10 protein-coding genes and 1 pseudogene are annotated in these 12,466 nt (G+C 67.5%); all 11 read right to left on the minus strand.

From position 1 onward, the window contains the following. Positions 1-134: pseudogene (locus PO605_RS02535) on the minus strand (electron transfer flavoprotein subunit alpha/FixB family protein); the annotation flags it as partial. A gap of 14 nt (positions 135-148) precedes the next feature. Further along, a complete protein-coding gene (locus PO605_RS02540) occupies positions 149-898 on the minus strand; it encodes an electron transfer flavoprotein subunit beta/FixA family protein (RefSeq protein ID WP_012203332.1) in 750 nt (249 codons plus the stop codon). A 122-nt stretch (positions 899-1,020) separates the two neighbouring features. Next, the gene (locus PO605_RS02545; RefSeq protein ID WP_013804143.1) at positions 1,021-1,995 is read right to left on the minus strand and encodes an NAD(P)H-dependent flavin oxidoreductase; all 975 of its coding nucleotides are present in this window, start codon (positions 1,993-1,995) and stop codon (positions 1,021-1,023) included. A 7-nt stretch (positions 1,996-2,002) separates the two neighbouring features. After that, positions 2,003-3,016: a Bug family tripartite tricarboxylate transporter substrate binding protein gene (locus tag PO605_RS02550; RefSeq protein ID WP_017407911.1), complete on the minus strand. Its 1,014-nt coding sequence runs from the start codon at positions 3,014-3,016 to the stop codon at positions 2,003-2,005. A 65-nt stretch (positions 3,017-3,081) separates the two neighbouring features. Continuing rightward, on the minus strand, positions 3,082-4,101 hold the full coding sequence (locus PO605_RS02555) for a Bug family tripartite tricarboxylate transporter substrate binding protein (RefSeq protein WP_016450303.1): 1,020 nt from the start codon (positions 4,099-4,101) through the stop codon (positions 3,082-3,084). A 118-nt stretch (positions 4,102-4,219) separates the two neighbouring features. Beyond that, complete coding sequence (locus PO605_RS02560; protein ID WP_043789948.1) at positions 4,220-5,476, minus strand: CaiB/BaiF CoA transferase family protein; 1,257 nt, start codon at positions 5,474-5,476, stop codon at positions 4,220-4,222. 42 nt (positions 5,477-5,518) lie between these two features. Further along, on the minus strand, positions 5,519-6,319 hold the full coding sequence (locus PO605_RS02565) for an oxepin-CoA hydrolase, alternative type (RefSeq protein ID WP_012203327.1): 801 nt from the start codon (positions 6,317-6,319) through the stop codon (positions 5,519-5,521). Between the two features lie 16 nt (positions 6,320-6,335). Next, positions 6,336-7,472 (minus strand): acyl-CoA dehydrogenase family protein, encoded by a 1,137-nt coding sequence (locus PO605_RS02570; protein WP_047468653.1) that lies wholly within the window; start codon positions 7,470-7,472, stop codon positions 6,336-6,338. 20 nt (positions 7,473-7,492) lie between these two features. Beyond that, positions 7,493-8,689 carry an acyl-CoA dehydrogenase family protein gene (locus PO605_RS02575; RefSeq protein WP_016451776.1) on the minus strand — a complete coding sequence of 399 codons (1,197 nt, stop codon included), beginning with the start codon at positions 8,687-8,689 and terminating at the stop codon, positions 7,493-7,495. 181 nt (positions 8,690-8,870) lie between these two features. Further along, positions 8,871-10,067 carry an acetyl-CoA C-acyltransferase gene (locus PO605_RS02580; RefSeq protein WP_047468650.1) on the minus strand — a complete coding sequence of 399 codons (1,197 nt, stop codon included), beginning with the start codon at positions 10,065-10,067 and terminating at the stop codon, positions 8,871-8,873. A 187-nt stretch (positions 10,068-10,254) separates the two neighbouring features. Continuing rightward, positions 10,255-12,372: a 3-hydroxyacyl-CoA dehydrogenase NAD-binding domain-containing protein gene (locus PO605_RS02585; RefSeq protein WP_047468656.1), complete on the minus strand. Its 2,118-nt coding sequence runs from the start codon at positions 12,370-12,372 to the stop codon at positions 10,255-10,257. Positions 12,373-12,466 lie beyond the last annotated feature (94 nt).

The following is a 12,466-nucleotide window of genomic DNA, read 5'->3' on the forward strand; positions in this document are numbered from 1 at the left end:
GCAGCGGCGCCGGCATTCTCGCCCGCCACCAGCACATGCACGTCGCCGCCGCAGGCCAGGGCCGCAGTGACGGTGTTGAGCGTGGCGCTCTTGATGGAAGCGTTGTCGTGTTCTGCAATAACGAGGGATGTCATGTCTGCGAATTCCTTTAGATGACCTTGGCTTCGTTCTTGAGCTTGCTGACCAGGGTCGCCACATCGGGCACCTTCACGCCAGCGCCGCGCTTGGCGGGCTCGGCCACCTTGAGCGTCTTCAGGCGCGGGGCGACATCGACGCCCAGCTCTTCAGGCTTGACCGTGTCCAGCTGCTTTTTCTTGGCCTTCATGATGTTGGGCAGCGTGACGTAGCGCGGCTCGTTCAGGCGCAGGTCGGTGGTGATGACGGCCGGCAGGCTCAGGGCCAGGGTTTCCAGGCCGCCGTCCACTTCACGGGTCACGTTGACCTTGTCGCCAGCGACTTCGACCTTGGAGGCGAAGGTGGCCTGGGGCAGGTCGGCCAGGGCCGCCAGCATCTGGCCGGTCTGGTTGGCATCGTCGTCGATGGCCTGCTTGCCCAGGATGATCAGGCCGGGCTGCTCCTTGTCGACCAGGGCCTTGAGCAGCTTGGCGACGGCCAGGGGCTGCAGTTCCTCGGTGGTCTCCACCAGGATGCCGCGGTCGGCACCGATGGCCATGGCCGTGCGCAGGGTTTCCTGGCACTGGGCCACGCCGCAGGAGACGGCGATGACTTCGGTGGCCACGCCCTTTTCCTTGAGGCGAACGGCTTCTTCGACGGCGATTTCGTCAAAGGGGTTCATGCTCATCTTGACGTTGGCGATGTCCACGCCCGTGCCGTCCGACTTCACGCGGACCTTCACGTTGTAGTCCACGACACGTTTGACGGGTACAAGGATTTTCATGAGAAAGCTCTTTCCTGGTTTTTGAAGTAAGACCTACGCAAGAAGGAACAAGGCAAGCGGCTTGCCATGGGGCGCAGCACGTTGTCGCATCCTGTTTGCGTAAGTCCTGTGAAGATGGGCGGTCAGCGGGCCAGGCCGGCCAACCGCTCGTTGATCAGTGCATGGGCCTGGTCCATGATGCCGGAGATCAGCTGCTGGACCGTGGGCACGTCGTGGATCAGGCCGGCCACCATGCCACAGGACCAGACGCCTGCGTCCATGTCGCCGTCATGCATGATGCGCGGATAGACGCCGGCCACCTCGGGCGCGATGTCGGCAAAGGTGATGGCCGCTCCCAGCTCGCGCTCCTTTTGCAGCAGGCGCTCGGTGGCCGGGTTGGTCAGCACGCGCTCGGTGTTGCGCAGCGGACGCATGACCAGGCGCGTGTCCAGCTCGCTGGCCGCGACGATGGCCTGCTTGACGTTGTCGTGCACGGGCGCTTCCTGGGTGGCGATGAAGCGCGTGCCCATGTTGATGCCCTCGGCGCCCAGCGCCAGCGCAGCCACCAGCGAGCGGCCGTCGGCCATGCCGCCCGAGGCGACGAAGGGAATCTTCAGTTCTTCGGCCGCGCGCGGCAGCAGGATGAAATTGGGGATGTCGTCCTCGCCCGGATGGCCGCCGCATTCGAAGCCGTCCACGCTGATGGCGTCGCAGCCGATGGCCTCGGCCTTGAGCGCATGGCGCACCGAGGTGCACTTGTGGATGACCTTGATGCCGGCTTCCTTGAGCGCGGGCAGCCATTTCTGCGGGTTGTTGCCCGCCGTCTCCACGACCTTGACGCCGCCTTCGATGATGGCCTTGACGTAGCCCGGGTAGTCGGGCGGGTTGACCGAGGGCAGGAAGGTCAGGTTGACGCCGAAGGGCTTGTCCGTCATCTCGCGGCAGCGCGCGATCTCGCGCGCCAGCAGCTCGGGCGTGCGCTGGGTCAGGCCCGTGATCAGCCCCAGGCCACCCGCGTTGGAGACAGCGGCGGCCAGTTCGGCCAGGCCCACATGGTGCATGCCCCCCTGGATGATGGGGTGCTCTATGCCAAAGAGTTCGGTGATGCGTGTCTTCATGTCGATGTCACTCCACTGCAATGCCCTTGTCGCGGATCAGCTGGCCCCAGCGTGTGTAGTCCTGCTGGATGCGCTGGCCCAGCTGGGCGGGGTTCTGGTAGGCGGCGATGGCGCCTGCGTTGAGCAGCTTGTCCTGGATGTCCTTGTCGGCAAGGATCTGCTGAACTTCGCTGGCGATGCGGTCGACCACGGCCTTGGGGCTACCCTTGGGCGCCAGCAGGCCGCCCCAGGAGACGGCGTCGTAGCCCTTGATGCCCTGCTCGGCAATGGTCTTGGTGTCGGGCAGCATGGCCACGCGCTGGGGCGAGCCCACGGCGATGGCGCGCAGCTTGCCGGCCTGGATGTGGGGCAGCGCGGCCACGAGGTCGGCATACATGATGGGCACCTGGCCGCCGATGGTGTCGGTGATGGCGGGCACGCCGCCCTTGTAGGGCACGTGCTGCATGTCGAAGCCGGCCATCTGCTTGAGCAGCTCCATGCTCAGGTGGCCGAAGCTGCCGGCGCCCGAGCTGGTGTAGTTGAGCGCGACCTTCTGCGCCTTGGCGTGGGCGATCAGGCTCTTGAGGTCGGTGACGTCGGGCAGCAGCGTGGGGTTGACCACGATGACGATGGGCAGGTCATAGACCGTGGCCACGGGCGTGAAGTCCTTGACGGTGTCGTAGCCGGCCTTCTTGTACAGGTGCGGCGCCAGCAGCGTGGGCGTGGCCAGCATCATCAGCGTGTAGCCGTCGGCCGGGCTCTTGGCGACCTGCACGGCCGCGATGGAGCCGGAGGCGCCGGGGCGGTTTTCCACCACCACGGTCTGCTTCAGACGCTCGCCCAGCTTCTGGCCCACGATGCGCGATGCCGTGTCGGTGGGGCCGCCCGCCGGGAAGGGCACGACCAGCCGCAGCATCTTGCTGGGCCAGCCGGTCTCGGCCAGGGCGCCGCCGGCCAGGCCGGCCAGCAGCGGGGCTGCGGCCAGGGCCAGAACGCTGCGCCGCGTGGGGCGTGCCGGGGATGCGGGATTGCGCGTGTACATGAAGTCTCCTCTCAAAGCTGTCTCAGCAGTCGTCGGTGGCGGCCCGCTGCCGCGGGCCGGAAAAATCAATCAAGCTTCGCGCCGGCTTCTTCCACCAGCGCCTTCCAGATCGGCATGTCGCGCTGGTAGTTCTCGCGGAAGGCCTGCGGGCTGTTCATCAGCGGCATGAAACCTGCGCCCACGGTGCGCTCCAGCACCTTGGGGTCCTTGGCGATTTCGCGCAGGTGGCCGTAGAGCTGGTCCACGATCTCCTTGGGCACGCCGGCCGGCGCGCCCATGGCCACCCAGCCGTAGATGGCGTAGGCGTCGTCGGTGACGCCCTGTTCATGGATGGTGGGCAGCTTGGGCAGGATTTCCATGCGCTCCTTGCCGGTGACGCCGATGGCCTTGAGCTTGCCCGAGTCGATGAAGGGCTTGGTGTTGAGCGCGCTGGAAAAGCACATCTGCAGCTGGCCGCCGATCAGCTCCTGGATCATGGGCGCCTCGCCCTTGTAGGCGGCGTGGGTCATGTCGGCGTCCATGGTCTTGCTCATGTAGGCACCGGCCAGGTGGGCATACGAGCCCACGCCCCAGGAGCCGTACGAGAGCTTGCCCTTGTTGGCCTTCACGTAGGCCAGCAGTTCCTTCATGTTGTTGGCCGGCACCGAGGGATGGACCACCAGGGTGACGGGCGCCGCCGCGATCTGGGTGACCAGGGCGATGTCCTTTTGCGGGTTGTAGGGCAGCTTGGTGTAGAGGAACTGGTTGATCAGCATGGAGGTGCTGAGCGAGACCAGCAGGGTGTGGCCGTCGGCGGGCGCCTTGACCACGGCGTCCGTGCCCAGGATGCCGGCCGCGCCCGCGCGGTTGTCGATGACCACGGGCTGGCCCACGCGCCTGGCCAGGGCCTCGCCGATAGTGCGCGCAATGATGTCGGTGGCGCCGCCCGCGTTGAAGGGCACGACCACGCGGATGGGCTTGGTGGGCCACGCGGCCGGCTTGCCGGCCTGTGCGAGGGCGCTGGTGGCGCCCGTGGCCAGCAGGCTGGTGCCGCCGATGGCGGCCAGCCCTTGAAGAATGTCGCGGCGTGTGACTTGGTTGCTCATGGCTTTGTCTCCTGGGTGTTGCTGTCTATGGGTGCCGTCTTGGTGCGGCATGCAAACCTGGCGGGTCGGGAGCCGGGCATCAATGGCCCCCGTGGAATCAGTCGCGTGATCGGTCTTCTTATCCCTGTTGCGCGGGGGTCTCGGGCAGGGTCAGCACGCCCTTGGACTGCAGCTGCTGCAGCTGCTCGTCGCTCATGCTCAGCAGCCGGTGCAGCACCTCGCGCGTGCCCTCGCCCAGCGTGGGCGGTGCATGGCGTATGGGCAGGCGCTGGCCGTCCAGGCGGTAGGGCGGCGCGAACACGGGCGTGGTGCCGACCACGGGGTGGGGCATGTCACGCAGCAGGCCGCCACGGCGCGTGCGCTCGCTGGTCAGGGCCTCGTGCAGGCCGGCCACACGGCCGCAGGGGATGCCGGCGGCCGTCAGGCGCTCCAGCAGCAGATCGCGCGGGAAGGAGCGGATCAGTTCCTTGAGCATGGGGCCCAGCTCCAGGCGGTTCTTGGCGCGGTTGACGTTGGTGGAGAACCGCTCGTCCTCGACGATGTCGGGGCGCATCACCACCTGGCGGCAGAACTTGTCGAACTGGGCGTTGTTGCCCACGGCGATGATCAGCGGGCCGTCGGCCGCCTCGTACATGCCGTAGGGAACGATGGAGGGGTGGGCATTGCCGTAGCGCTCGGGGTCATGGCCCAGCTGCATGGCATCCAGGCCGTAGTAGCCGGTGATCATGATGCCGCTGTCGTACAGCGCCATCTCGATGAGGCGGCCCTTGCCCGTGCGCTCGCGGCGGAACAGCGCGGCCAGGATGGCCTGGGCCGCATACATGCCGGTCATGAGATCGACCACGGCCACGCCGAACTTGAGCGGCGGCGTGCCGGCCTCGCCGTTGAGCGCCATGAGGCCGGCCTCGCCCTGGATGACCAGGTCGTAGCCGGGGCGCTTGGCCTCGGGCCCGCTGCTGTCATAGCCGGCCACGGCGCAGTAGATGATGCCGGGCTTGATGGCCTTGAGCTGTTCGTAGCCCAGGCCCAGCTTCTCGGCGCCGCCGGTCTTGAAGTTGTGGATGACCACGTCGAACTGGGGCAGCAGGTCGTGGACGATCTTCACGCCCTCGGGGGTCTGCAGGTCCAGCGTGATGGACCGCTTGTTGCGGTTCATGCTGTTGTAGTAGGTGGTCTCGGTCTTGCCGATGCGCAGGCCCCAGTCGCGCGTGTCGTCGCCGCGGCCCGGGTGCTCGACCTTGACCACTTCGGCGCCGAAGTCGGCCAGCACCATGCCGCACAGCGGCCCCGCGAACACGCGCGAGAGGTCGAGCACGCGCACACCCTCCAGCGGGAAGTCGATGTCCTGGTTCTGATCGTTGTGGCTGTCGGCCATGTGCGTTGTCTCCTTGGAAAGTCTTTTAGGTCTTGAACGGTGTCAGCTGCGCAATTTCGTGAAGTCGGCGCTGCGCTTTTCGAGGAAGGCACCAATGCCTTCGCGCGATTCCTCGCTCTCCTGCGAGCGCACCATGTACTGCGCCTCCAGCTCCAGCTGCTCTTCCAGCGTGTTGCGCGGCGCCTGGCGGCACAGGTCCTTGATCAGGGCCATGGCCTGGTCGGGGCCGGTGGCCACCTGGGCGGCCAGCGCCACGGCGTCGGCCTGGGCCTGGCCCGGTTCGGACAGGCGGTTGACGGGGCCCAGGGCATGCAGGCGCTCGCCGCTGATGCGCTCGCCGGTCAGGCACAGCTCGGTCAGCACCTGGCGCGAGACGAACTCGGCCAGGAAGGCGGTGGCGCCGCCATCGGGCGTGAGGCCGACCTTGACGTAGGCGACCGAGAACACGGCGTTCTTCGCCGCCACCAGCATGTCGCAGGCCAGGGCCAGCGACAGGCCCGCGCCGGCCGCCGCGCCTTCGACAGCGGCGATCACGGGCTTGGGAAAGTCGCGCACGCTGCGGATCAGGTCATGCAGGCCTTCGAGCTTGGCGCGTCGCTCCTGCACCGGCAGCTCGCGGCGCTTGGCCAGCTGGCGCAGGTCGCCGCCCGCGCAGAAGTGGCCGCCCTCGCCCGTGAGCACCACGGCGCCCACGGTGGGGTCGGTCGCCGCGCTCTTGAGCGCCGCCGAGACGGCCGCGTAGAACTCGGGCGACAGCGCATTGCGCGCGGCCACGTTGTTGTTGGACAGCACCAGCACGGCGCCTTCGCGGCGGGTCAGCAGGACTTGGTTCGCTTCGGTCATGGCGGCTTTCCTTGGCTCAGTGTTGCGAGCCGAGTGCGATGTAACGCGACAGATGGTGGTCCTCGTCGCCGAACTGGTGGTCGATCATGACCAGGCGCTTGGCGTAGTGGGCCAGGGGCAGCTCCCAGGTCATGCCGATGCCGCCATGCATCTGGATGCTTTCCTCGGCCACCAGGGTGCCGATGCGGCCGATGCTGTACTTGGCGGCCGACAGGGCCTTCTCGCGCGCCACGCGGTCTTCGTCCGCAATGGCGGCGGCCGCGTTGATCACGGCCGAGCGCGCCTGCTCCACTTCCAGCAGCAGGTCGGCCATGCGGTGCTGCAGGGCCTGGAAGCTGCCGATGGGCACGCCGAACTGCTTGCGCGTGCGCAGGTACTCCAGCGTCTGGTCCTTGGCCACGTCCATGGCACCCACGGCCTCGGCGGTCAGCGCCAGCACGGCGTAGCCGCTGATGCGTTCCAGCAGGGACAGGCCCTGGCCTTCGGCGCCCAGCAGGGCGTCTGCGCCGACCTGCACCTTGTCCAGCACCAGCTCGGCCGCGCGGCCGCCCTCGATGCGGTTGTAGCCGCGCTTTTGGATGCCTGCGGCATTGCCGGGGACCAGGAACAGGCTGATGCCGGCCTCGTCGTACTGGCTGCCCGAGGTGCGGGCCGAGACCAGCAGCAGGTCGGCCTTCTCGCCGAAGGCGACCACGCCCTTGGCGCCGTTCAGCACCCAGCCGTCGCCGCTGCGCACGGCCGTGGTGGCGACGTTGTTGAGCTCGTAGTGGCTGCCGGGCTCGTCATGGGCCAGGGCCGCAATGGACGTGCCGCCGATGATGGCTGCCAGCTGTTCCTTTTGCGCATCGCTGCCGGCCGCGATCAGGGCCTGGCCCACGACCAGGGCGCCCAGCAGCGGCTCGGCCACCAGGCCGCGGCCCAGGCATTCGAAGACCACGCTGATGTCGAAGCCCTGGCCGCCGAAGCCGCCAGCGTCTTCCGGGAACAGCGCGCCGATGGCGCCGATGTCCGCGAACTGCCCGTACAGCAGCGGGCTGTGGCCTTCCTCGCCATAGGCGACGTGGTTGCGCGCCTCGATGGCGTACTGCTCGGAGACGAAGCGGTTGAGGCTGTCCGCCAGCATGCGGCGGTCTTCGGTGTGTTCGAAGTTCATGTTCCGTTTTCCTTGCCGGATCAGAGGCCCAAGATCATCTTGGAGATGATGTTCTTCTGGATTTCGTTGGAGCCGCCGAAGATCGACAGCTTGCGGTAGTTGAAGTACGCGGCGGCGGCCGTGGCGGCAGCCGCGTCGCCGATGGCGGGCTGGTCGTAGCCGGCCTGCAGGGCCTCTTCGATGAAGGGCGCGGCGTAGGGTCCCATGGCGCGGCGCACCAGGGACAGGATTTCCTGGCGGATCTCGGTGCCGCGGATCTTGAGCATGGAGCTTTCGGCGCCCGGCACGCCGCCGCCGGCCACGGCGGCGATCACGCGCAGGTTGGTGGTCTTCATGTTCTCCAGGTCGATCTCGACCTTGGCCAGGCGGGCCGCGAACAGCGGGTCCTGCGTCAGCGGCTTGCCGTTGCGCAGCATGCGGCCGGCGACGGCCTTGAGCTTTTCCAGGCCGGCCACCGAGAAGCCCACGCCCGCGATGTTGGTGCGCTCGTAGGTCAGCAGGTACTTGGCGTAGGTCCAGCCCTTGTTCTCCTCGCCGACCAGGTTCTCCACGGGCACCTTGACGTCGGTGAAGAAGACTTCGTTGACCTCGTGCTCGCCGTCCAGCGTGATGATGGGGCGCACTTCCACGCCGGGCGAGTTCATGTCCACCAGCAGGAAGCTGATGCCCTGCTGCGCCTTGGCCTCGCGGTTGGTGCGCACCAGGCAGAAGATCATGTTGGCGTGCTGGCCCAGCGTGGTCCAGGTCTTCTGGCCGTTGACGATGTAGTGATCTCCATCGCGCACGGCCGACGTCTTGACCGAGGCCAGGTCCGAACCCGAACCCGGCTCCGAATAGCCCTGGCACCACCAGTCGGCGCCATTGAGGATGCGCGGCAGCCAGTGGGCCTTCTGCGCCTCGTTGCCGTACTTGATCAGGACGGGGCCCAGCATGCTCAGCCCGAAGGGCACGATGCGCGGCGTGCCCGCCAGCGCGCATTCATGCTCGAAGATGAATTTCTGCACCGCGCTCCAGCCCGGGCCGCCGTGCTGCTCGGGCCAGTGGTTGGCCAGCCAGCCGCGCTCGTTGAGGATGGCGTGCCAGCGCTCCATGTCCTGCTTGGTCAGCTGCAGGCCGTTCTTGACCTTGTGCGACAGGTCCTCGGGCAGCTTGTCCTTGAGGAAGCCGCGAACCTCGTCGCGGAAGGCCAGTTCTTCAGTCGTAAATTGCAAATCCATTGCTATTCCTCAGTAATCCTTGGCGTCGTATGCCGTTCGCAGCCCCTGAAATTGGCATGCCCCACGCGGGGGACGCCGAGCAAGGGCCGCCCCGCAGCGAAGGTGTCGTTCCCCTCCCGCGAAGCGAGAGAGGGCGCCGTGCAACGGGGGAAGCGGCGCCAGCCGCTCAGGGGGTGCTTATTCAATAAATTTCGAACAGGCCTGCGGCGCCCATGCCACCAGCGATGCACATGGTGACCACGCCCCACTTGACTGACGCGTCCCGGGCCTTGCGGCGCCGGCCTTCCAGCAGGATGTGGCCGGCCAGGCGCGCACCCGTCATGCCGAAGGGGTGGCCGATGGAGATGGCGCCGCCGTTGACGTTCAGGCGCTCGTTGGGAATGCCCAGCTTGCGCTGGCAGTACAGGGCCTGTGAGGCGAAGGCCTCGTTGAGTTCCCACAGGTCGATGTCCTCGACCTTGAGGCCGTGGCGTGCCAGCAGCTTGGGGACCGCGAAGACGGGGCCGATGCCCATTTCGTCAGGCTCGCAGCCGGCCACGGCAAAGCCGCGGAAGGCGCCCAGCGGGGACAGGCCCAGGCGCTCGGCCTGCCTGGCTTCCATCAGCACACAGGCCGACGATCCATCGGACAGCTGCGAGGCATTGCCGGCCGTGATGAACTGGTCCGGGCCCTTGACGGGTTCCAGCTTGGCCAGGCCTTCCAACGTGGTGGAGGCGCGGTTGCAGTTGTCCTTGGTGGCGACCACGTCGCGGTAGGTGATCTCGCCCGTGTCCTTGTTCTTCTCGGCCATGCGCGTGGCGCAGGCAATGATTTCGTCCTTGAACAGGTCGGCGGCCTGGGCGGCGGCCGTGCGCTGCTGGCTTTGCAGCGAGAAGGCGTCCTGGTCCTCGCGGCTGATGCCGTAGCGGCGCGCCACGATGTCGGCCGTGTCGATCATGGCCATGTACAGCGCGGGCTTGTGCTCGACCAGCCAGGGGTCCATGTCGGTGGGCAGGTTGTTGCCGGGACGGATGCCCGAGATGGTCTCGATGCCGCCGGCCAGCATGGCGTCCACGCCCTCGGCCACGATGCGGCCCGCCGCGATGGCGATGGACTGCAGGCCCGAGGCGCAAAAGCGCGTGATGGTCGTGCCCGCGATGGACAGGGGCAGCTCGGCGCGCAGCACGGTCTGGCGGCCCAGGTTGCGGCCCTGGAAGCCGTCGGGGTTGCCGCAGCCCAGGATCAGGTCCTCGATCATGGCCGGGTCGATGCCCGAGCGCTCGACCGCGGCCTTGACCGAGAAGGCCGCCAGCTGGGCGGCGGGCGTGAGGTTGAACTCGCCGCGGTGCGACTTGGTCAGGGGCGTGCGGGCAGTGGAAACGATGACGGCTTCGCGCATGGTCGGTCCTTGCTTGTCTCTTGGGAATTTCTATTGCTTGTTGTCGGCGCGGCCCAGTCGGGGACACCGAGGAAGGGCCTACGCCGGCCGCGCCGCCCCGCACCGAGGGTGTCGTCCCCCTCCCGCGTAGCGAGAGAGGGCGTCGTGCACACGGGGGAAGCCGCGCAGCGGCTCAGGGGGTGATCAGTTACGCCGCCTTGTTCAGGCTTTCGAAATCGCGGCCTTCGGCGACCAGCTTTTCGAGCAGGGGAGCGGGCTTCCAGAACAGCGCGTCTTCCTTGGCGAATTCGCGGATGTCGGCCAGCACCTTGTCCAGACCTTGCATGTCGGCCCACTTCATGGGGCCGCCACGAAAGCGCGGGAAGCCGTAGCCGGACAGGAAGGTCACGTCCACGTCCAGCGGGCGCAGGGCAATGCCCTCTTCCACCACCTTGGCGCCTTCGTTGACCATGGCGGCCATGTAGCGGCGCATGATTTCCTCAGGGGTGAATTGGCGCGGCGTCACGCCCTTCTTGGCGCGCTCGGCATCGACGATGGCCAGCACTTCGGGGTCGGGCTGGCCGACGCGCGCGCCCTGCGGGTAGAGGTAGAAGCCACGGCCCGTCTTCTGGCCGAACCAGCCGCGCTCGCAGACGCGGTCGGCCACTTCGACGTAGCGGGCCTTGGGATCGCGCGTGGCAGCGCGCCGCTTGCGCGTGGCCCAGCCGATGTCGCCGCCGGCCAGGTCGGTGACCTGGAACGGGCCCATCGGGTAGCCGAAGCCGCGCACGGCCTCGTCGATCTCGTAGGGGCTGGCGCCGTCTTCCATGATGTAGTCGGCCGCCTGCTTGTAGACGGCCAGGATGCGGTTGCCGATGAAGCCGTCGCAGACGCCGGCGCGCACGGGCACCTTCTTCATGCGCTTGGCCAGCTCGAAGGCCGTGGTCACCACGTCGGGCGCCACCTTGGCGGGCACCACGATCTCCAGCAGCTTCATGATGTTGGCGGGGCTGAAGAAGTGCAGGCCGATCACGTCCTGCGGGCGCGAGGTGGCGGCGGCAATGGCGTCGATGTCCAGGTAGGAGGTGTTGGTAGCCAGCACGGCGCCGGGCTTGCAGACGCGGTCCAGTTCCTTGAACACGGCCTTCTTGACTTCGAGGTCCTCGAACACGGCCTCGATCACCAGGTCCACATCGCGGATTGCGTCATAGGAGGTGCTGGGCGTGTAGCGCGCCATGACGGCGGCCTTGGCCTCCTCGGTCATGCGGCCCTTGGCGATCAGGCCGTTGTAGACCTTCTCCACATTGGCCTGGCCGCGCGCGATGGACTCGGCGTCGCGCTCGATCATGGTCACGGTGAGGCCCGCGTCCAGCGCGGACACCGTGATGCCGGCGCCCATGGTGCCGCCGCCGATGACGGCGATCTTGGCAAAGTGGCGCGGCGCAGCGGCCTTGGCTTCGGGAATCTTGGCGGTTTCGCGCTCGGCGAAGAAGGCGTGGATCAGGCCGGCGCGCTGCGGGCTGTTCAGGCACTCCACGAACAGGGCGCGCTCCTTGGCGATGCCTTCGTCGAAGGGCAGCTCCACGGCGGCGCGCACGCATTCCACGATCTTCAGCGGCGAGAACAGGCCGCGGCTCTTCTTGGCGGTGTCGGCGGCCAGCGCGTCGAGTTCGGCCAGCGCGGCGGCCTTGTCGGCAATCTCGATGTCACGCGTGCGGCGCGGCGCGGTATTGGTTGCCAGCAGCTCGTTGGCGTAGGCCAGGCCTGCGGCCGTGGCGTCGGTGCCGTCCACCAGCTTGTCCACCAGGCCGGCAGCGAGCGCGGCCTTGGCCGACAGGTGCTTGCCGCTGAGCATGAGGTCGGCGGCCGCCTTCACGCCCATCAGGCGCGGTGCGCGCTGCGTGCCGCCAGCGCCGGGCAGCAGGCCCAGGTTGACTTCGGGCAGGCCGAGCTTGGCAGCCGGCAAAGCCAGGCGGTAGTGGGCCGACATGGCCACTTCCAGGCCGCCGCCCAGGGCCGGGCCATGGATGGCGGCGACCACGATCTTGTCGGAGGCTTCGAGACGATTGAGCACCTCGGGCAGCGAGGGCGGCATGGCGGGCTTGCCGAATTCGCGGATGTCTGCTCCGGCGATGAAGGCCTTGCCCTCACCCACGATGAGCACGGCCTTGACGGCGGCATCCGATTCGGCCTGCTCCACGGCGGCCAGCAGGCCGGCGCGCACGGCCTGGCCCAGGGCATTCACGGGGGGGTTGTTGATGCTGACCACCAGCACGGCGCCGTCAAGGCGGGTCTGGACCACGGAAGCCTGGGCTTGTTCGCTCATCTGCATGTCTCCGAACTTGGGTTTTCCACTCAAAACATCCATTCTTGCCACGACAATGGTTCTTTACAATCCCATGAATGATTGACAGACTGTA

The sequence above is a fragment of the Delftia sp. DT-2 genome (assembly GCF_028401915.1).
GTDB lineage: Bacteria > Pseudomonadota > Gammaproteobacteria > Burkholderiales > Burkholderiaceae_C > Comamonas > Comamonas tsuruhatensis.

Coding starts and splice junctions, on each gene's coding strand:
- PO605_RS02540 (WP_012203332.1), bottom strand. CDS start 898: ATGAAAATCCTTGTACCCGTCAAACGTGTCGTGGACTACAACGTGAAG.
- PO605_RS02545 (WP_013804143.1), bottom strand. CDS start 1,995: ATGAAGACACGCATCACCGAACTCTTTGGCATAGAGCACCCCATCATC.
- PO605_RS02550 (WP_017407911.1), bottom strand. CDS start 3,016: ATGTACACGCGCAATCCCGCATCCCCGGCACGCCCCACGCGGCGCAGC.
- PO605_RS02555 (WP_016450303.1), bottom strand. CDS start 4,101: ATGAGCAACCAAGTCACACGCCGCGACATTCTTCAAGGGCTGGCCGCC.
- PO605_RS02560 (WP_043789948.1), bottom strand. CDS start 5,476: ATGGCCGACAGCCACAACGATCAGAACCAGGACATCGACTTCCCGCTG.
- PO605_RS02565 (WP_012203327.1), bottom strand. CDS start 6,319: ATGACCGAAGCGAACCAAGTCCTGCTGACCCGCCGCGAAGGCGCCGTG.
- PO605_RS02570 (WP_047468653.1), bottom strand. CDS start 7,472: ATGAACTTCGAACACACCGAAGACCGCCGCATGCTGGCGGACAGCCTC.
- PO605_RS02575 (WP_016451776.1), bottom strand. CDS start 8,689: ATGGATTTGCAATTTACGACTGAAGAACTGGCCTTCCGCGACGAGGTT.
- PO605_RS02580 (WP_047468650.1), bottom strand. CDS start 10,067: ATGCGCGAAGCCGTCATCGTTTCCACTGCCCGCACGCCCCTGACCAAG.
- PO605_RS02585 (WP_047468656.1), bottom strand. CDS start 12,372: ATGAGCGAACAAGCCCAGGCTTCCGTGGTCCAGACCCGCCTTGACGGC.